The 21,941-nt window shown below is 43.1% G+C and carries 16 protein-coding genes; 2 read left to right on the top strand and 14 right to left on the bottom strand.

The features are described from left to right. Window position 1 precedes the first annotated feature (1 nt). Complete coding sequence (locus IFU39_RS07575; protein ID WP_192132028.1) at window positions 2-361, top strand: AbrB family transcriptional regulator; 360 nt, start codon at window positions 2-4, stop codon at window positions 359-361. A gap of 85 nt (window positions 362-446) precedes the next feature. Here IFU39_RS07575 and IFU39_RS07570 read toward each other — a convergent pair whose 3' ends face one another. From IFU39_RS07570 to IFU39_RS07510, 13 genes are all read right to left on the bottom strand, one after another. Further along, window positions 447-650 (bottom strand): hypothetical protein, encoded by a 204-nt coding sequence (locus tag IFU39_RS07570; protein WP_017688872.1) that lies wholly within the window; start codon window positions 648-650, stop codon window positions 447-449. 76 nt (window positions 651-726) lie between these two features. Next, window positions 727-1,005, bottom strand: a complete 279-nt coding sequence (locus tag IFU39_RS07565) for a YkgJ family cysteine cluster protein (RefSeq protein ID WP_192132026.1) — start codon at window positions 1,003-1,005, stop codon at window positions 727-729. Window positions 1,006-1,084: 79 nt separating this feature from the next. Further along, window positions 1,085-1,933 (bottom strand): chemotaxis protein, encoded by an 849-nt coding sequence (locus IFU39_RS07560; RefSeq protein WP_091016899.1) that lies wholly within the window; start codon window positions 1,931-1,933, stop codon window positions 1,085-1,087. 222 nt (window positions 1,934-2,155) lie between these two features. Beyond that, window positions 2,156-4,174: a PTS system trehalose-specific EIIBC component gene (gene treP / locus IFU39_RS07555; protein ID WP_192132025.1), complete on the bottom strand. Its 2,019-nt coding sequence runs from the start codon at window positions 4,172-4,174 to the stop codon at window positions 2,156-2,158. A 28-nt stretch (window positions 4,175-4,202) separates the two neighbouring features. Then, the gene (treC, locus tag IFU39_RS07550; RefSeq protein ID WP_192132023.1) at window positions 4,203-5,924 is read right to left on the bottom strand and encodes an alpha,alpha-phosphotrehalase; all 1,722 of its coding nucleotides are present in this window, start codon (window positions 5,922-5,924) and stop codon (window positions 4,203-4,205) included. Window positions 5,925-6,289: 365 nt separating this feature from the next. Next, window positions 6,290-7,645: a C4-dicarboxylate transporter DctA gene (dctA, locus tag IFU39_RS07545; protein WP_192132021.1), complete on the bottom strand. Its 1,356-nt coding sequence runs from the start codon at window positions 7,643-7,645 to the stop codon at window positions 6,290-6,292. A gap of 238 nt (window positions 7,646-7,883) precedes the next feature. After that, window positions 7,884-8,576, bottom strand: coding sequence for a metal-dependent hydrolase (locus tag IFU39_RS07540; RefSeq protein WP_091016906.1), 693 nt, complete (start codon window positions 8,574-8,576; stop codon window positions 7,884-7,886). A 98-nt stretch (window positions 8,577-8,674) separates the two neighbouring features. Next, window positions 8,675-10,387 (bottom strand): glycoside hydrolase family 13 protein, encoded by a 1,713-nt coding sequence (locus tag IFU39_RS07535; protein ID WP_197997726.1) that lies wholly within the window; start codon window positions 10,385-10,387, stop codon window positions 8,675-8,677. Between the two features lie 308 nt (window positions 10,388-10,695). Next, window positions 10,696-11,154: a VanZ family protein gene (locus IFU39_RS07530; RefSeq protein WP_192132019.1), complete on the bottom strand. Its 459-nt coding sequence runs from the start codon at window positions 11,152-11,154 to the stop codon at window positions 10,696-10,698. Between the two features lie 42 nt (window positions 11,155-11,196). Beyond that, window positions 11,197-12,066 (bottom strand): effector binding domain-containing protein, encoded by an 870-nt coding sequence (locus tag IFU39_RS07525; protein ID WP_192132016.1) that lies wholly within the window; start codon window positions 12,064-12,066, stop codon window positions 11,197-11,199. A gap of 264 nt (window positions 12,067-12,330) precedes the next feature. Further along, entirely contained in the window at window positions 12,331-14,763 is a 2,433-nt protein-coding gene (locus tag IFU39_RS07520; protein WP_192132014.1) for a glycogen/starch/alpha-glucan phosphorylase, read from the bottom strand. Window positions 14,764-15,121: 358 nt separating this feature from the next. Then, a complete protein-coding gene (gene glgD / locus IFU39_RS07515) occupies window positions 15,122-16,225 on the bottom strand; it encodes a glucose-1-phosphate adenylyltransferase subunit GlgD (protein ID WP_192132013.1) in 1,104 nt (367 codons plus the stop codon). A 26-nt stretch (window positions 16,226-16,251) separates the two neighbouring features. Next, complete coding sequence (locus tag IFU39_RS07510) at window positions 16,252-17,421, bottom strand: glucose-1-phosphate adenylyltransferase (RefSeq protein ID WP_274599260.1); 1,170 nt, start codon at window positions 17,419-17,421, stop codon at window positions 16,252-16,254. Window positions 17,422-18,022: 601 nt separating this feature from the next. On the opposite strand from IFU39_RS07510, the gene IFU39_RS07505 reads away from it, so the two are divergent. Further along, window positions 18,023-20,344: a tetratricopeptide repeat protein gene (locus IFU39_RS07505; protein WP_192132009.1), complete on the top strand. Its 2,322-nt coding sequence runs from the start codon at window positions 18,023-18,025 to the stop codon at window positions 20,342-20,344. Between the two features lie 262 nt (window positions 20,345-20,606). On the opposite strand, the gene IFU39_RS07500 is transcribed toward IFU39_RS07505, so the two are convergent. Next, window positions 20,607-21,842 carry a hydoxy methyltransferase gene (locus IFU39_RS07500; protein ID WP_192132007.1) on the bottom strand — a complete coding sequence of 412 codons (1,236 nt, stop codon included), beginning with the start codon at window positions 21,840-21,842 and terminating at the stop codon, window positions 20,607-20,609. Between the last annotated feature and the right edge of the window lie 99 nt (window positions 21,843-21,941).

Raw genomic sequence — 21,941 nt, 5'->3', positions numbered from 1 at the left:
GTTGAACAGTAGCAGTCTGGTTGTTCCACAGATAACGCAACGTATCTCATCACCAGGAGTGGTCCCACATGAACATGAATCCTTCATTGAACCTGGATGCATACCTGAATCTCTTGACGTAGCAACGTGGGAAACCCTTTTCCCCGAGATTCTTCTCTATGCTCCGCTCTGTGAAACGGGTGCATGGGTTGCACGCAAACTCCGATTTCCGACGACCTTTATGCTGGGTCCCATGATTGTCATATGTGTCGTTCAATTAAGCACAACGATGCACACACCCAGCCTGCCAGCCTCCCTCTTAAACGTGATGAGTATGATCATATTCCTGCGTGATTCCATGCCAAAAAGAGTATCCATTTGATGTCACATCCTGCGGATACTCTCTTTTATTTGTACAGACTCATCTTCAGCATTTGGCCTCATTCAATTTTAAGTATAATGACTACTTATGAATAAATTCGGTTGTACATCCAGCCTACAATGCCCACCGTAACCACTGTTGCCCCAATAATGAATGCATAATAGCCAATCTTACTTTTGGACTCCGAAGTCTGATGATCATAATAATCCGAGTTACGTCGGTAAAAGCCCATCCATAACTCTCCGATCATATTCACAACAACCAATACAAAACGTTTAACAAGCCCCATTATATTCGCATCTCCTCTCTAGATCGACCATCTTCCATATTAAGTATAATTATCCTAATTAATTAAAACAAGTCACTTAAACTACTTTCGGCGCAATCACGGTCGGTGCAGTTTCTTGCTCCAACCAGGTTAGAATATCAAATGCTTCCTGATCGGTGCTACCACACATCTCTTCCTCAGCTTGCAATCCACTGCATACCGCAGGACGATCTTTTTGGCCAAAAATTCCGCAGCGATTATCATTCGTAAGCTGCACACAACGTACACCTGCCGGCTTGCCATGAGCCATGCCCGGTATCGGTGATGATATGGAAATCGCGATACAACATGCGGCACAGCCTGTCCTGCATTCCATACATATACCCTCCTAATTTCAATACACTTACAATACATGTTCAAAAAGACCGATTTTCAGTTTTTGAACTACCTCTTAATTATGAGCGATTTATCCAGGTCCAGGTTCGAGCGAGCCCCTGAGCCATTCTCCGATTCATGCTTCGATTCGAAAAATACCCCCCATGACTTAGCGGATTCCAACTCATCGCCACGCCGCCAGAGTTCACTTCAATGTCTTCTTTAACCGCTTTCTCATAAGCGGGATCAATGGGGCGTAATGGATAACCCAGAATATCATCCCGATCGTAGAAGTTCACCCATTCCCCTTCCAGCCCGGCATAATAGTGATTCACATGGGAAGAGGGCACCTGAATTGGGCAACTAAAGTCATGGTAACGCAAACTCCATAAGGGCAGGGTTGTACCAAACGAGTAAAAATTGGTCAGGGTGTCGCCCCGCTCCAAAGCCGAGTTCACATCCACAACTTCAGGAACACGACTGGACGGATATTGCAGATCGTAGAAGAAGTTACTGGCGATTACGGCACCCAAACTATGGGCAACCACACAGAGCGGAGCTTCGGGTCCGTTACGCTGTGCAAGGGTATGCATCGCCTGATTCAACGTTCGATGTACGGCATCATAGTTATGGCCTTGATTTTCCACAGGTTGATATGCAACCGCATCAGCCAGGTAATGGATTACAAATCGGCGCAACGCCTGAAAGTTCAATCCCGGAGAGCTGACGAGCTGTTGAAAGAGAGCCTCTTCCCGCTCCTCAAATACATCCGCCCAATATACAGGTTCGATATCCACCATCTGTTTAGAGGCTCCAGGCAAGACCATCACCTTGTCCAATTCCTTATGCAAACAAGCAATCAGCTTGTCCGCGTACCCATCCTTCCGCATACCCAGCCCATGAATGACCATCACCGCAATACGTGTCATGGCTCTCCTCCTCATCGATCTAGGAACTCTTTCTCCACCATATGAACGCCACGACTCGAACATGCCTGAAGCTTGCTTTGTTAGAACCTTTCCAACCACCATTATTTTAAAAATGTGATTCTTCCATTTTATATACAGTTTACCATGATAACCATGAAAATAACGATCATACAGCAAAAAGGAGCTGCGCATCATGCAGCCCCTTCTTGTTGTTGTATTCAATTAACCTTTCAGATGAACCTTCAACACACCATTTTGATTAGATGTAACATCACCTGTGGTGACTTCCACCCGTTCAACCATATCTTGACCATCTGGAATGATAATCGGTGTAATCAGCGGGTATCCCGCATCTTCAATTACCTTACGATCAAACTCCAACAGTTTTTGTCCAGCCTTTACATGCTCGCCAGCTTCCACATGCATGTTGAAGCCTTCACCCTTGAGGGATACTGTATTAATCCCGACATGGATCAGAACTTGTAATCCACTTGCGTGTTCAAGAATCACCGCATGTTTACTTTTGATTACATGAGCTACCTGAGCATCAAACGGGGCAACAACAACGTTGCCGGAAGGTTCAATCGCTACACCTTCACCCATCTGTTTCTCGGCAAAAGCCGGATCTGGTACTTGCTCCAGTGATACGGCCTGACCTGTTAATGGCGCCATGATTTCCAGCGTATTCACTGCTTCGTCCCCTACTTGAGCTGCACTACGTGTGCGCTGGTTTGGATCTGTTTTTGTAGTTGAAGAGGTAACACCCGAAGCGGACTGCGATGTAGCCGCTTTAGGCTCAGCAACGGTTTCATTACTTTCATTACGATCTTCTTTTCTCAGTTTGGCTCTGCCAAAAAGGACGGTCAGTACAAATGGTACAACCAGGACAATCGCCATGCCGATGAAGAAGACGCCCCATTTGTTAGGGAAAATCGACAGGAATCCCGGTACGCCACCTACACCGATGGAGGTTGCCTGAACATTATTCATCGTCAGCAACACACCACCAATCGCGGAACCGATCATACCAAAGATAAATGGATAACGGTAACGGATGTTAACACCAAAGATCGCCGGCTCGGTTACCCCGAGGAAGGCCGACACCGAGGACGTTGCTGCAAGTCCTCTCATTTTCTTCTCACGCAAGACAAGCATCATCGCAAGTGCCGCCGAACCCTGTGCGATGTTGGACAATGCCAGCATCGGCCACAGGAACGTACCGCCCTGACTACCAATGAGCTGAACATCCACCGCGAGGAACGTGTGATGCATACCGGTGATAACGAGCAAAGCGTATAGACCACCGTAGATCAGACCACCCAGCGCCGCGTAGGAATCGTATACATAGATCAGGCCTGAAGTGATTGCATTTGCAATAGCAAATGTAACCGGTCCAATAATCGTAAATGCAAGGAATCCGGTAATCAGCAACGTGACTGGTGCAACGACCAGCAGTTTAATTGAATCATGTACCCTTTTATTCAGGAAAATTTCCATCTTCGCAAGCAGATAGGCCGATACCAGTACCGGCAGAACCTGCCCTTGATAACCGATCTTCTCAATCTCCCAACCAAACAAATTCCATGTTGGCACTGTACCTTCATTTACGGCATCAGCATAACCATATGCACTCAGCAGATCGGGATGTACCAGAATGAGACCAAGCACAATCCCGAGCAGCGGACTGCCGCCGAACCTTTTTACAGCTGCCCAACCGATTAGAGCCGGCAGGAACGTGAAGGCTGTACTTGCGATCGTATTAATAATGGACGCAAGATCCTTCCAGGCTGGATAAACATCCACTAGCGATTTTCCATCAAAGAAAATACCTGGACCTGTCAGAATATTGTTAATCCCGAGCAAAAGTCCTGCCGTAATGATTGCTGGCAAGATTGGAATGAAAATATCCGAGAGTGTTTTAATCGCTCGCTGAATTGGATTTTGCTTTTTACCAGCAACCGCCTTCACATCATCCTTGGAAGAACGATCTCCCCCGGTAATCTGAATCATCTCATCATAGACCTTATCCACCAGACCAGGCCCAATAACGACCTGGAATTGTCCTTGGGAAGAGAACTGTCCTTTAACCAGATCATTCTGATCCAGACTTTCAGTATCCACTTTACTCTCATCATACAGGGCAAACCGGAGTCGTGTAACACAGTGTGTAGCAGCTTCAATATTCTCTTTGCCACCGACTGCCCGGACGATCTCCTCAACCTGTTTTTTATCAATTGCCATAGTGTCACTTCCTATTTATAAAATGTGATTAGTCCTGTTGTGGCACAAGCCACATATAGGATGCATACGGACTGAGAGAGATTTCCTGCGTCAGCGCAGGGGTTGCCTCCGTATTTCCTATGAGTAACTCTGCTGATTTGCCTGCAATGTGATCATTCCAGACCGCTTCCGGCAGCGAGAACGTAACGTCTCGTTTACTGAAGTTGGATACAACAATCAGGGTTTCACTTCCATTGGTCCGTGCGTACGCGAATACATCCGGGTGTGCATCGTCCAATCGTTCATACAGACCGTCGATCAGCACGTTAAACTGTTTACGCAGGGCAATCAATTTGCGGTAGTGGTAGTAGATCGAATCTGGATCAGCCAGCTGCTGTTCCACGTGAATCGAAGGATACCGCTCATCCACCTTCAGCCAAGGTGTTCCGGTAGTAAATCCGGCGTTCTTACTTCCATTCCACTGCATCGGTGTGCGGGAGTTGTCCCGGGAACGCTCCTTCACGATTTGGAATGCTTCTTCAGCGGATTTGCCTCGTTCTTCCTGAAGCAGGCGGTACATGTTCGTCGATTCGATATCACGGAACTCGCTAACGTCATTCCAGACCGGATTCGGCATGCCGATCTCCTCTCCCTGGTAGACATAAGGTGTACCTTGCATTCCGTGTATCGTTGTTGCAAGCATCTTGGCACTCTCGGCACGATAGTCACCATCATCAGCAAATCGGGACAGTGCTCGTGGCTGATCATGGTTATTCAGGAACAGCGCGTTCCAGCCTCCACCGGCCTGCATGCCTGTCTGCCACTCACTGAAGAGCTGTTTCATCGCTTCAAAATCATACGGCATCAGTTCCCACTTCTGACCATTCGGATAATCCACTTTCAGGTGATGGAAGTTAAACGTCATTGAAAACTCCCGGGAAGCCGGGTTCGAATATTGGATACAATGTTCCAGTGTTGTGGAAGACATTTCCCCTACCGTCACCATGTTGTAAGGCCCGAATACTTCATCGTACATCTCGGTGATGTACTCATGCACACGCGGTCCATCCGTGTAGTATTTGCGTCCATCACCCGGTGACACGCTGCCATCATCATCAGGGAAACGCTGATCTTTGGAGATCAGGTTAATCACGTCCATACGGAAACCATCCACACCTTTTTCGGCCCAGAACTTGATCATATCCCGTACAGCTTTGCGTACTTCTTCATTCTCCCAATTCAGATCTGCCTGCGTTTTATCAAATAAAGTCAGGAAATATTGTCCCGTCTGTTCATCGAACTGCCAAGCAGGTCCACCGAACTTGGATTGCCAGTTGTTCGGCACACCACCATCCGGGGCAGGATCTTTCCAAATATAATAATCCCGATACGGATTATCCTTGGAAGAACGGGATTGTTGGAACCACTCATGATCGGTTGAGGAGTGATTCACCACGATATCAATCATGAGTTTCATATCACGAGCCTTCAGACCTTTCAACAGTTCGTCAAAATCCTCCATCGTCCCATAATCCGGATTAATCCGGTAATAGTCCGCTACGTCATATCCATTATCATGCTGCGGGGATACATATACCGGCTGCAACCACACAATATCGATACCCAGATGCTGCAAATAATCAAGCTTCTCGGTTAATCCACGAATATCTCCAGTACCCGATCCAGTTGTATCATTAAAACTCTTCGGATATACCTGATACACCGTTGATGTCTTCCACCAAGATGACGGAGTTGTGTTATTAGAACTCATGTTAACGCCTCCAATAAATTGTAATGCTCTTATGTGATGTTCTCGGCTAACTTCATATCTATATTACATAAGTAAACATGTATATACAAGTTGAAACTATAATATGTATATTCTTCGCCTCTTCTACACATTCCCCATAAATCTTTCCTCTGTAACATTTATTTTGGAACCTGCGTTCGTGAACCCAATGATATCTGTATTGAGACAACAAGAAACCGTCTGTTCTTCCCACCATTGGTGCGGGCAACAGACGGTCTAACTTGGTTGAACTTTTTAAATGTATTCTACTGTTTTTTTACTGTTGTAATGGATTGTTATTATAAAGTTGTTGTCTTGACTTAATCACCACAGCGGAGCCACGCTTCTTACGACATCTCCGGTGAAACTAAGGCTTTCCCTTGTTTTTCCTGCATATTCAACTTCAATAAAGATAGTGCAGCTTGCTCTTCCCTTTCCAGTTCAGCAACACTGATCTCACCAGAGAGTACGGCACGCATTCGCTTCTGATCCAGCAGACCTTCCCATTTTGCCACCACAAATGCTGCGACACAGTTGCCCATCAGGTTGGTGAATACACGCATTGTATCCATGAATCGATCTGCACCAAGCAGTAGAGCAACCGCTGCTACCGGAAAAGCATTGACAGCCACTGCCGTTGCAGACAGGGCCAAGAATGCGGAGCCAGGCACTCCTGCCATGCCTTTGGAACTTAACATCAACACCAGTAAAATCGTAATTTGCTGCATCAATGTCAGTTCAATCCCTACGGCCTGAGCAACAAAAACCGTTGCCAACGATAAATAGATTGAAGCGCCATCCAGATTAAACGAGTACCCCGTCGGTACCACAAGCCCCACAACCGCACGATCACAACCCGCCTTGGTTAGTTTGTCCATCATGCGTGGCATCACCACTTCCGATGATCCGGTTCCAATCGCCAGCATCACTTCAGAACGGGTATATTTCACAAATTGCAGGAAATTTAGCCCGGTAATCCACCAGGCAGCCAATGCCAGCATGACCAGAAACAGCAGTGCTGCGCCGTAACATGCCAGAATTAGCAGACCAAAGGATGATAATGTGGAAGCCCCATAGGCACCAACCGTATAGGCCATGGCTCCAAATGCACCAATCGGTGCTAGGTTCATGATATAACCAATGATGCGGAACACAATTCCGAGCAGGTTCTCAATCAGCGTCAGTACATTCTCTTTTGCCTTACTCTCGGTTGCTGCCAGTGCAACCCCGAACAGGCATGCCACGAGCAGTACTTGCAGAAGTGCATTTTGTGCAAAGGCATCTACAACACTTGTCGGAATAATATTCATGATAAAGTCTACCGTATGCGGTAACTCGGAACCATTGGTTTTTGCTTCAATGCCGCTTGCATCTATGGTTGAAGGGTCCACGTTCATTCCGGCACCGGGGCGAAGCAGATTGGCTGTTCCCAATCCAAGTACCAGCGCAACGGTAGTTGCAATTTCGAACCACACGATGGCTTTCAGTCCGATGCGACCTACCGACTTCAGATCACCGATCTTGGCAATGCCTGTCACAATCACCATGAAAATCAGTGGTGCGATGATCATCTTGATCAATTTGATGAAACCTGTTCCGAGCGGTTGCAGCAGGCTACCCAGATCCGGCCACAGAATGCCTACGCCAATTCCGATGATTACCGCTACAATAATTTGAAAAAATAATGATTTCATAAATGACATGAACACTCCCCCTATTTGCGGTCAATTCGGATTTCCGTTTGGTTTCCGTGTAACTTTTTATATCATTCTAAACGAGAGTTCAACAATGGAATTTCAATTTTTTTGTCATTTGTACCAACTCTATCGGTGAAAATTGAACCTGGAACCGAAAAAAGACGAATACCACGTCAGTTATCTTGACGTGATATTCGTCTTTATCCATAAATCCATTTTTTATTGAACAGGGGTTAAATGTGCATCACAGGGTAATAGATTCTCCCGGGGCCAGCACACGTCCTTCCAACCCTTTTGCAGCCAGTTGTTGCACGAAGTGTTCCGCATCCTGACGAATCACCGGGAATGTATCATAATGAACCGGAATGGTCAGTTTGGCATTAAACCATTCGGCCGCTTGCAGTGCATCCTCAGGTCCCATGGTGAAATGTCCACCAATCGGCAAGAAGGCAACATCGATATCATGACGATCACCGATCATTTTCATATCCCCGAAGAGACTTGTGTCTCCGGCATGCAAAATCGTTTTACCACCAATATTAATGATATATCCAGCAGGCAAACCTGCATACATGATCCGTTGTTCTTCTTCGAGCACAATCCCGGAAGTGTGGAATGCCTGAATCATTTTGGCTTGAGCGAAATCAAGATCTACCGTTCCGCCCATGTTCATGCCAAGTGTATCCAGACCCTTCCAAGACATATATGTAGCCAATTCCACAATAGCGACAACTTTGGCGTTATTCGCTTTGGCAATAGGCTCAGCATCGAGGATGTGATCCATATGTGCATGTGTCAGCAACACAACATCGGTCTTAATATCTTCAGGCTTCGTGACGGCAAGCTCGTTGCCACGCAGGAAGGGATCAATGATCAGAGACTTTTCTTCTGTGCTCAGCTGTACACTGGAGTGACCGTGGAACGTAATATTCAACAACTTGGATTCCTCCCGACATATGTTTTGATTATTTTGAAAACCACTATTTATTATAAATCATACCTCATCACCAACGCAAAATCATGCTAGCCTCCGTCTCACCGCTGCTTACGATATACTCTTGCTTCATACGGCTGAAGCTGAATGGCACCTTCATCGGTAGAATAACGTCTGCTTACATTGCTGATGATCAGCTTGACATGCTCGGCATTCCACCCTTCAGGCCAGTGCATCTCAGGCTCATGCTCACGGAAATTCAGAATGACCAGCATCTGCTCATCTTCCAGCGTTCGGGTATAGGCATAGATATCCGGATCATCCGGCAATAGCAATTCATACGCGCCATAGATAAGCACTTTATGTTGTTTGCGAAGCGCAATTAACTTACGGTAATAATGCAAAATGGATTGCGGATCACTTTCGGCATCAGCCACATTAATCTCAGGATAATTATCATTCACCTGAATCCACGGCTGACCCTGGGTAAACCCTGCGTGTTCCGTCTCATCCCATTGCATCGGCGTGCGAGCATTATCGCGACTCTTCAGCCAGATCGCCTGCATGACTTCATGCTTCGACTTACCTTGACCAATGTAATGATTGAAATAATTTTTGGTCTCGATGTCCCGGTATTGTTCGATATTCGGGAAAGCGACATTGGTCATGCCGATCTCTTCTCCTTGATAGATGTAGGGGGTCCCTTCGAGTGTAAGCATCCATGTCGCCAGCATCTGAGCAGAACGCACCCGATATTTACCATCATCGCCAAAACGGGAAACTGGACGTGGCTGATCATGGTTCCCCATATAATTGGCGTTCCAGCCTCTACCATGCAAAACCGTTTGCCACCGGCTCATGATTTCTTTGAGATCTGTCAATTTCCATTCCTTATAGTTCCATTTACCAATTCCGGAGGATTTAGCATCGATAAACATATGCTCAAACTGGAATACCATATTAAGTTCGTCACGATCCGTCCCGACATAAGCCAAGGCCTGTTCAGGCCCAAGTCCTGAAGTCTCGCCAACCGTCATGGGTCCGTAGGGTTTCAGGATCATGTTATTCAGTTTCTTCAGGATGGAGTGTACCTGTTCCAGATTGGAAAAGAGCTGATACGCTGGAACCACCGGCAGATTATCCGGATTGTGTGCACTTGGCAGACCCTCTGCCTTGGCGATATGCGCTACTGCATCGAAACGGAATCCGTCTACCCCTTTTTCCAGCCACCAATGCACCATCTCATACATCTCTTCTGCCATCTGTGCATTGTTCCAGTTGAGATCGGGTTGCTGTTCCGAATACAGATGCAGATAATATTCATTTGTCTCGGGATCATGCTTCCACACCGAACCCCCAAAATAGGACTCCCAATTATTCGGCACCTGCCCATTTTTGCCTGAACGCCAAATATAATAATCCCGTTTCGGATTCATCTTTGATGAACGTGATTCAGCAAACCAAGCATGTTCATCCGACGTATGATTCAGCACCAGGTCCATCATGATCTTGAGACCACGCTTGTGGGCCTCTGCCAATAATCGATCAAAATCCTCCATCGTGCCATACTTGCGTAAAATGCCGTAGTAATCCCGGATATCATATCCGTTATCATGTCCTGGTGAATCATAAATGGGACAGAGCCAGATCACATCTACGCCCAAATTCTCCAAATAATCAAGCTTCTCATAGATTCCCTGCAAGTCGCCATATCCATCCCCGTCCGAATCTTTAAAGCTGCTCGGGTAAATCTGGTATACCACACTCTCTTTCCACCAAACGATATCGCCCACCTCGCTCTCATCTTTATCCAATATATAAATTGAACTAAAGCATATTTACACTGGATACTCCGATGACAGAATGACCTTCCGACCGCTGTTATCACCAGATTTTATGAATTCCCCTTATAAGGGGGAAATCCGGGTATAAAGGCGAACGCTGATTGCTTCTTCAGGTTATTTCTGTCCTCTCCGTTTCGTGTAAATGTTTAGTTCAATTTATATATAATCTCTGTTCACTATATTAAGCCGTTAATATGTTTTATCCGAAATGATTCCCTTGTAAACATTTGAAAGGGTTCTTATGCAAAAAGACCCGGTCATGGACCGCGATCTGCGGTTCAATTCCGAGTCCTTTTTTGTGAACATAAGACTAACTTATATCCGGCGTAACCTATCCAGGCACCGATATTATTCAGAATAATGTCATCCACATCAAACGAACCTACACGTGTAATCAATTGTGTGACCTCGACACCCAGCAGAAGCAAAACAACTGTAGATGTAAATGTCAGGAATGTGCGGCACCTCCGAAACAACCATGGGATCCAGATGCCCAGCGGAATGAACAATACGATATTTCCAAACAAATTTTTGACCCAGGTATCTGTATTGTACCTCTCCCTCTCCATAAGAAGTGGACGAATCGTCTCGAAGGGTACGAGATTATATTGATAATTCATGCTAGGTGTTCGTCCACTGACAAACAGTAAAATGCCCATAATCAGTATATAGAGCACTGCCATACAAGCAACAATGGTCAGCATCCACTTGGAGTGAAGCCACGACTTTTCGCTCATTCATCCCGTCCTCCGACCTTGAATTCCGCGAAGCGGTAAGGTCTATTTTAACGGGATATAGATCTTCATGTCCAGTTGTTCAGGGGTCGATTTCCAGACATCCGTCACTTCAAAGTCTGGTCCTTCCCTCCGTTCATAGTTGGACTGCGGCAGCCAGCTGCCATAGATCATTTTACGAATATCCTGCCCGGAGCCTTCCACGGTGAACTCTGCATACAAGCCTCCCGGAATTTCAATCGAGGTAAAACCGGGTTCAAGCACCTGAGATGCTCCACTGCTCTCTTCACCCACAATAAAAGAAAATGCTCCATCCTCTTCGAAATGACAGGCCACACCATAAGCCATATCAGGGCGTGTCCTCTCCGGGATCGCCATGAATCTCTGTTCCACACCAAAATCGTGATAAAATCCAGGTATTTCAGCATAATGCTGATTGTCATTCAGGTTGGTCTTATATTCATAGCCGATGATCCAGTTCGGTGCCAATGTGACCAGACGGGGTGTGTTCATGTGGAATGTTCCACCAAGTGAAGTTCGATAATCATTAAAATCAATGCTCTGTTGCATCTTCAAAAGAGACAACTGCTCCGCTTCCAGCTTACGCAGCTTCGCGGGTGTCATTCCAAAGTAGGTTGAAAATGCACGGGTGAAGGCCTCCTGGGATTGATAGCCAAAGCTCATCGCAATGTCCAATATGCCTTCCGATGTGCCCCGCAGCATCCCTGCAGCTTCCGTTAATCTTCGTCTGCGCACATATTCAAGTACCGTAAATCCGGTGATCGCCTGGAATAAACGCTGAAAATGAAACGCCGAAAAGTTCGCAGCAGCGGACGTCCCTCTGATATTAAAATCATCTTGCAAATGCTGCTCCAAATACTCAATAGCAAGCTGAATTTGTGTGTAATGATCCATAGTGACGGCTCCCCTATCTAATTCAAAATATCAAACGACTTCTTATGTAGTATGACTGAGATCCAGATCTTTTTTTTGATTTTGTGTGCGAACTTGTATGATGAAAGATACGCGAGTTGCGGTTCTCTTCAAGTTGAATGATACTATGAAACACTGTATGCCAGAATCCCCTTGTTCTACAAGGAGATGCTCTCTACGCTGGTTGATTTACCAGCAGAGATGGCTCTTGTGAACAAGGGGACTTGTTTGTTTAACAATCTATTCTTACCCTTTCCAGTTCCCGGACACGGGGTGAATACCCCAGATATCTGTCGCATACTCACTAATGGTACGATCACTTGAGAATATGCCGGAATGAGCCGTGTTTAATATCGCTTTCCGGGTCCAGCCCGGAATATCCCGATACGCCTGGTCAATCGCAGCGTGCGCGTCAGCATAAGCAGCAAAATCACGCAATACAAAGTATTCGTCACCATGGGCCAGCAAGGAGTCATAAATATCCCAGAACTCCCCATCACGATAACAGAATGCACCTGGATGCACTAATTGCTCCACAACCTCGCGAATGCGTTCATCGTGCTGCACAATCTCATTCGGACGATAGCTGCCCGAACGATAATACTCAAGCACTTCGTCTGCACGCAGACCGTAGATGAACATATTTTCTTCCCCAACCTGCTCCGCCATCTCCACGTTGGCTCCATCCATCGTGCCAATCGTTAAAGCACCGTTCATCATAAACTTCATGTTGCCCGTACCGGAAGCTTCCTTGCCTGCGGTTGAGATCTGTTCACTAACATCCGCAGCGGGAATGATCTTCTCTGCGAGAGAGACGGAATAATTTTCGAGGAAAAATACCTTCAAGCGGTCATTTACGGCCGCATCCCGATTCACTGTTTCAGCCACGGTGTTGATCAGCTTAATAATTTTCTTGGCAAAATAATAACTCGGCGCTGCCTTGGCACCAAAGATGAACGTACGTGGCACCATATCAAACGAAGCATCATTCTTAAGCCGGTTATACAGATGCATAACATGCAGAATGTTCAACAGTTGACGTTTGTACCCGTGCAGCCTCTTCACCTGTACATCAAAGATGGAATCCGGATTCACTGCTGTCCCGGTATGATCCAGAATATACGCAGCAAGCCGCTCCTTGTTATCCCGCTTAATCAAACGGAACTGCTCCTGGAATGATGTATTATCCGCAAAGCCAGCCAACAGGTCCAGCTTGCCCGGCTCTGTTATCCAATCGTTACCGATTGTATCCGTAATCAGATCCGACAATTTTGGATTGGCATGCATCAACCAGCGGCGATGGGTGATACCATTGGTTTTATTATTGAAACGCTCTGGATACAGTGCATAGAACGGAGCCATCTCGCGCTCTTTCAAAATCTCGGTATGCAAAGCAGCAACACCATTCACGCTATGACTGCCTACAATCGCCAAATGCGCCATCCGTACCTGGTCGTCTGCAACAATCGCCAGATGCCCTATGCGATCCGGATCTCCCGGATACCGCTCCAACAGCATGCCACAGAAGCGTTTGTTGATCTCTTCAATGATCATGTAGATTCGAGGCAGCAGCCTGCTGATCATGGATACAGGCCACTTCTCAAGCGCCTCACTAAGCGTTGTATGATTGGTATACGATACAGTACGGGTTGTAATATCCCATGCTTCATCCCAGCCATACCCCTTCACATCAATCAGGATGCGCATCAGTTCTGGTATAACCAAGGTTGGATGCGTGTCATTAATGTGGAAGGCTACTTTATCTGGCAAACGATCATATGGTAGCTCCAGCTTGTTGAACGTACGCAAGGCGCTCTGTACACCTGCTGAGCACATGAAGTATTGCTGCTTCAAGCGCAGCAACTTTCCTTCGTACTGGGAATCATCTGGATATAAAAACTCCGAGATCGATTCAACCGAACGGCTATAATCCAGATAGCCGTAATAGTTCGAAGGGGTGTCGAGTGAAGTCTCGCGCTTTGGCTCGGCACTCCATAGACGCAATGTGTTCACATGGGTTTCACCATAACCGATGACAGGCACGTCATAGGGAATGGCGACAACCGATTCGGCATCTTTTGTAACAAACTGATATTCTCCATCCTGCTCATGAGCTTCTACCCGGCCCCAGAACTGTACTTCCACCTTTTTGTCTGGACGGCGGACTTCCCATTCATTGCCCTTATCCAGCCAATTGTCGGGTAACTCTACCTGATTACCATTGATGATTTTTTGCTCAAACAAACCGTATTTATAACGAATCCCGCAACCATGTCCTGCATATCGGAGTGATGCAAGTGAATCCAGGAAACAGGCAGCAAGTCGTCCCAGACCTCCGTTACCGAGTCCTGCATCCGCCTCCTGTTCTTCTATCTCTTCCAAGGAGAAGCCCAGCTCAGCTAAACTGTCACGCACCAATTCCAATTCATTCACATTCAACAGATTGTTCCCGAGCAGACGTCCAATCAGGAATTCCAGCGAGAAGTAATAGACCTGTTTATCCTGGCGCTGCTTGAACCCCTGATTCGACGCTGCCCAATCCTGGCCTGCATATTCACGAATCATGCTTCCCAGTACGTGGTACACGTCTTCCTGTGTTGCTTCTTCAATCGGTTTGCCCAATTTGCTGACCAGATTCCGTGTAAATATACTCTTGAACGTTTCTTTGTTGTCAAACAAAAGTAGGTTCCTCCCGGGGAAATCCTGCAGGATGGTGGCGGTTCATACACTCAGTTGCACATGAGTGCCAAACCTTTAAGTGCTACACTTTCGGCTAAAAGCCCGTTCCGGTGACGAATCGTTCTTATGATCGCTGTTATCACCAGATTTTTTTGATTCCTTTTTTAAAAGGGGAAATCCGGGGATAAAGGCGAACGCTTCGCTTCTTCAGAATCGATTTCGTCTCCTCCACTACGTTTGCACGTATGAGGGAGCTCTAGCAGTGGCCCGATGCTTAGAAAGTGTATGAACCTTAAATCCATCCTACAGGATTTTTATTTTATATATATTTATAGAAGATATCGGTTACGTGTGGGCATTAGATAATAGTACTTTTCGCTAAAATGTATGGATTCGACGGGTCACCGATCAGCGTCTGTCCTCCGGTCAGCTTCACGTCTTTATCGAGAATGACATTCTCAAGGACCGTCCCCTCACCAATGTAACATTTCTGCATGATGATGGAACCTTTTATTTTGGCACCCTTGGCCACCTGTACACCACGGAACAGAATGCTGTCCTCCACCTCTCCACCCACAATGCAGCCATTCGCGAGAAGTGAATGTTTAACATCGGCGGTATCCAGGTATTTGGCAGGCGCTTCGTATTTAATTTTGGTCTGGATCGGATCTTCCTTGAACAGTTGTTCATATTGCCCTGTGTTCAGCAGATCCATACTGTTACGATAATAACTGTCAATGGAATTGATGACTGCGTGATAGCCATCATATGCATAGGCAGCGATATTCAATCCATCCGGATTTTTTTGAATCACATCCCGGAAGAAATGGCTCTCGCCATGATCAATACAACGCTGCACCTGGCGCAAGAACAATTCTTTTTCCATGATGAAAATTTCTGTATATATATTCGGGTGATTAGCGCTTTGGTGAATGTCCACCACGTTACCGTCACCGTCATGATCAACTTTGACACAGGCGTCATGCTCAGGAAGCAGCTGATCTACCTTTTTGCAGACCAGTGTAACGTCAGCTCCTTTACTGATGTGATACCTGTAGACATCCTGGAGGTCTGCTTTGGTTACATGGCGACTGCCCGCATGCACAACATATTGCCCTGCCCCTCTGTGGAAAAAGTCCAAATTGTTATGGAAATGCTGCAAATCCCCTTGTGATGTATCTGTTGGATCGTTCCAGTCTGGTGGCAAAATAAACATGCCCCCATGCTTGCGATCCAAATCCCAAGGCTTACCGTCACCAAGATGGTCCATCAGAGAGCGATACTTGCGACGGACAAACACACCAATACTCTCGATTCCTGCATTCATCATATTGGATAGTACAAAATCGATCAGACGGTAACGCCCGGCATAAGGCACCGCGGCTCCGCAGCGAAAGTACGTCAATTCCTTCAATTCCTCAAGTTCATGGTCAAGGTTAATAACTCCAATCAATTGTTTCATCGCATGCACCGTCCTTTTGACTTCAATTAGGCCTTGCTGGTTATTCCTTGGCGAAGCTGACGTTCCAGTTCTTCCTGATCCACGAGCAATATATCACTCTCATCTTCCGGTGCAGGCGAAATCTGTGTTCCATCGGGAATAACCAATCCTTCTGCGATAATAGCTCGATAAATGCGTACATTTTGCCCGATTTTCACTCTTGGCATGATCACCGAATCGATGACAGCACTGTTCTCACCAACTTCAATTCCGTAGAACAGAACAGAATGGTTGACCTCACCATGCACTACTGTGCCTTCACTAATAATACAATTCCGTACCTTGCCCGAAGGTGAGATATATTGTGCAGGTTGGTTCGGATTACGTGTGAAAATACGCCAGTCCGGATCATTCAGATTAAATGGTGTGTCTTCGTCTAACAGGTCCATATTGGATTCCCACAGACTGCGAATGGTACCTACGTCTTTCCAATAACCTTCGAATGGATATGCATATAAGGATTTTTCGTTTTCAAGCAACAAAGGAATAATATCTTTACCAAAATCATAGGAGGTGGATGCCTGTTGTTCATCCTGGATCAGGAAACGTTTCAGTACATCCCACTTGAAGAGATAGATACCCATGGAAGCCAGTGTGCTCTTGGGCTCAGGAGGTTTTTCTTCAAATTCATAGATGCTATAGTCATCGTTGGTGTTCAGCACCCCGAATCGGCTGGCTTCTTCCAATGAGACATCAATGACCGATATGGTGCAATCCGCATCTTTATCTTTGTGATACTGGAGCATTTTTTCGTAGTCCATCTTATAGATATGATCTCCTGACAGAATGAGCACATGCTCAGGATCGAATTGTTCAATAAAGTTCAGGTTACGGAAGATGGCATCTGCTGTTCCACGGTACCAACTGCTTCCGTCTTCACGTTCATGGGGAGGAAGTACGTATACTCCGCCATTTTTACGGTCCAGATCCCAGTCACTGCCGATACCAATATAGGAGTGCAGGACAAGTGGTTCATATTGAGTTAATACGCCCACTGTATCAATACCCGAGTTAGAGCAGTTACTTAGCGGAAAATCAATAATTCGGTACGTACCGCCAAAATATACTGCTGGCTTAGCCAGTGATTTCGTTAATCCTTTTAACCTCTTACCTTGCCCTCCGGCAAGTAGCATCGCTACAACTTCTTTTTTCGCCATCATTACAGCCTCCTCCACGTGCATTCGTTCTGATTCATTTCAGAGCCCATAATCGATATTCTGTTGTGTGGACACTGTTGTCTTGATTAGGAGCATGCTGTACAGATGTGTAACCGGTGAATCTTGTTGCAGTTAAACTTTTTGGATTGTAAAGCCTGAAATAGAGATGATGCTGGTGTAGAATTGCTTGACTGTCTTACAGAGGTGAATGTTAGATGCAGAACTTAAGGTGTAGCTCGTGAACAATGTAATAGACTACTCCTATTTAACATTAAACACGAAACGGACTGGGGAATCTTGCTGGAAAACATCGACATCAAGTTGCGGGTGAAATTACCCTTTCTCGTGCCGCTGTTATTCATATTGTATTCGATAATAGTTAATGAAACTCCTTTTGGAAAATTCATGGTAAAAGTGTGACACTACTAGACCCATACACCTATAAAATCAAAAATACAGGTCTTACGAATCATAAAACGGCAATCAATTTGTAAATTTTTAGAGGAATATATAGAAATGTGTCGAATAGATAGATGTAGTATNATAACTTAAAAGTGTAGAGTAAAACCTCCAAATAACTATAAATTATTTGGAGGTTGTTATGTTAGCAAACAATTTTTGGGATTTAGATTCTTGGGACAAAATATTCAGTATAATTGCTGTTTTAATCCCAGCCTTATTAGCAATATATAATTATATAAAAAGGAAAAAAAAGAAAATCATAGTTTCTAATGCAAAACCCAATATTGCTTATTTTACGGACAGGATAGCAATTTCAGAAGAAATTTTTAAAGAATTACAACGTTCTAAGGAAGGGCGAATGTTTCAAATATTTGGCTCACCGGGAGTGGGAAAAACTGAGTTTGCTAAATTAATTAATATGGCTGTTAATTATAATTGCCAGTCTAAAGATGAGGAAGATTTTATTGATTCAATTGGATATAAAAAAGAAAAAAATGTACAAGCATTTTTCATAAAATGTGAAAATAAGGACACATATCATGTGGCTATTAAAAATATTTTCGAACTACTATTAATTAATGAAAATTCAGACATCAATCGTGCTAGCGCTGCCCATTTTATCATTGAAAAAATACGAAAGAAGAAAAAAACTCTTTTTATTTTTGATGATATAAAAAGTTATGATGAACACGATAAATTTTGCGAACTGTGGAACGAAATAACTAATGGACTAAAAAAACTAAACTCAAATAGTGAATGTACTTTTATTCTATTTTATTCTGGTTTATTGGAAAAAAAAGAGGCTAACAACAATATATTTAAAATCTCCAGTATACAAAATTTGGAAGAAAAATATATGGTTGAATACTTAAATAAGAGAAACATTTCGCTAGATGAAAACGAGTATGATAAATTGTTTGCTTTAACAGCGGGAAATATTCAAATGCTTAGTTTGATTGCAGATAAATATGACAAAGAAGAATGTTTCGAGATCAATTATAAAAATTTGAATGATATCACTGAGTTATTTTACAATTACATAACTGAGGATGAGAAAACAACGTTCAAACAAATATTATCTTTATGCGTATCAAAAAATGAGGTTTTCATTAGTATGTTGGGATTACTTAATCATCCCCATAACCCAGTGATAATAGATCAATTCGATAAATTAGAAACAGTAGGATTAATTAGGAAAAATAGAAACTCGTCATACTCGGTTACTGAATCTTTACTACTACCAGCGATTAATAAGGAGTTTCAGGCTGTTCAATTAAATCAAACCAGAGTACTGGATTTAGTACAACAGATGCAACTTATGGTTGAAAATGAAATTGTCCATGAATTCATTCAACCTATGAAAACAGATGCTAAACTGATTCAAATATTAGATACTCTAAAAAAGAATAGTGATTCTAAAAATTATACAGCTACACTAAGAATCAGTTACCTTTTGAAGAATGTACCTATGCTGAAAGAACAGATTGAAGAAATTGATGGAGGTTCCTTTTATGAAAAACTCATTTACTTTGTTGCAGATGCATTAATTGGTTATGGCGCATATAAGGAAGCTACAGAAGAAATTAAAACTAATACAAACTATTATGTATTGAGGCCTGCAACCGTAACATCAGAAAACTTCGATGTAATTTTTTTGTTGGGTAATTTATTTCATTTACAAAATCAATACAAAAAGGCTATAGAACATTTCAAAATCATGAGTGAATCAGAAAATGTAAAAGAATCATTGTATTACAAATCAAAATGTTATTGGGGTATAGCACATTGTTATCGTCATATCGGTAATTTAGATCAAGCAAAAGATTACTATTATAATTCTATAACCATTTGTGAACTCGACACTGTACAAACAAAAGCAATATATATTAAATGTATGAACGAACTCAATAACATTTTCTTTTATAGAAACGAAAAACAACCATTTAGTTTCGATCATATTACTGCCTTAATTGAGGAGGAAAACTCTGTAGCTGATTTATCAACCAATAAATACAAAGCTATAGAACAGGGAATGAAAGGAAACTTTGATAATGCTATAAATTTAATAGATGAAACGATAAAAATATATGAAAAGAAAAGTGAACGTCTACAATTTAATTTATTATTTGAAAAAGGAGAATTGCTAAGACGTAAGCAAGATTTCAAACAATCAATTGAATACTTCAAAAAGAGCTTAGATGCCTCCCTTATAAATGGAGATAAAAACATTGAGCTATATAGCAATTTAGGTATACTCTCGGTTGAATTTGAATCTAACACACATTATTTTACAAAGTCCCAAGAGGAACAATTTAAATTACTGGAACACTGCTTTGAACTTTGTGAAAATGAGGATGAAGATGTTTGTTTTGAACTTGGAAAACAACATGTAGTAGAGATGCTCGATATTTTAAATGCAAACGGACCTAGCTTTTACAGCAGAATTCTTCCATTATTTTAATAACTAAGTTCCCGATCAATTATATATTCTTGGAAGCAGGCATGGGTCAAGGACGCGTCAGCTATACTCTTGTTTCGTAATTTCGCCAAACTAGAGGAGTCGTATTCGGGACGATGGTATTTGTCTACATCCAAGTCACTTTGTAGCTCCTGCATATAAACGAGTTTCATAGTGCCCCCCATACCACGTTATATTTTTAAAGTGATACGGGGAACATTGGGAGAGGGAAGCCTTTCTTTATAGGGATTTCAGTTAAACTTTTTTATAAGCTCGTGGAAGGGGTACTAAAAGTATAATTTAAGGACTCTGGTATTCTCAAATCTGCAATTAATTTTTGAGTATTTAGATTGGTGAATTGTAAACTATGTACTATTTTTGCTATCTGATCTATAGGATCTTCTTGCCATGCAAGTCTTGCTATTTCTTGAGTACCTAGCCTTATACCGTACTCATTAAATAGCTTTTTATTTTTCTTATTAAGAGTAACATTATTTTTAAAAGCATTACTGAAAATAGTATTCATAGCATCTTTACTTGTTCTTATAAATACTTGATGAGTATTAGTTGGAATTTTGTTAAGAAGAGGAATATCAAGACCGTACTCTGCAAGTGCTATACCTAATCCTTTTGAGTATTCTATAGTTTTTTTAGCATATTCCTCTCCGAATATTTCCATCTCAAATAAAGTATAAAGTAAACTTACTACTTGGTGCATTTGAGTATTCCTAAGATATTTAGGACTTATATTTTCGTCTAGTTCTTTTGCTATTTCTTCATTATTAGTCATTATCAGACCATTGGCCGGACCAGGAAGTGTTTTGTGTGTTCCACCAAACAGCACACAATTTATTGGATTTTCAAGTGGATTGGCTACTTGTTTCCCCGCAATTAAACCCAGGGTTTGACTAGCATCATATAAAAATAAAGTATTAGAAGGAAGCTTTAATTTATCGTAATCTGGAACCTTTATAATATCCGATGGCGCATATAACAAGTATTTTATATCTTCCTCAATTAAAGTGTTGTATATTTTTTCATAATCTAAATCTAATTCTTCATAGTTATAGGGCATATCAATGATTTCTAAACCTAATCTTTTACATACATGCTCCATCGAAGGATGCCCACCTGACGAACTAGTGGAAAGCATGATTTTATCTCCAATATTAGTAAGAGACATCAAAATTGAAGTAACACAATTCATACCTGATAAAGTTCTAGCATCAGCATATTTAGATGAAAATAATTTAGAACATTGTTTACTTATTAGCTGATAAATTTCATATAAATGTTCACTTCCAATAAAATTATCCTCAGAGGAAAATGAGTTAACCCCGTTCATAATGTATCTTTCCTGATAATCTTGTTGTAAAGGTACTTTAGCAAAAGTTGACATCCTATTTTCTGCGGCACACAAGGGCAATGTGAGCCTTTTTTTTGCTAAATAACCCTCCTCATTTTTTTTAAATTTCACATAATTTAAAACGGTATTTAACACAATAAAACCTCCAAATAATTTATAGTTATTAGTATATAAATTGCTGATAGATTGCTCTGGCAATTCTGATCATAGCTTCTATACTACATCTATCTATTC

Origin of the sequence: Paenibacillus sp. CFBP 13594 (genome assembly GCF_014842675.1) — a bacterium.
GTDB lineage: Bacteria > Bacillota > Bacilli > Paenibacillales > Paenibacillaceae > Paenibacillus > Paenibacillus amylolyticus_B.
Note: the sequence above shows the minus strand (reverse complement) of the source record. Positions and strands in the feature narration are given on the sequence as shown.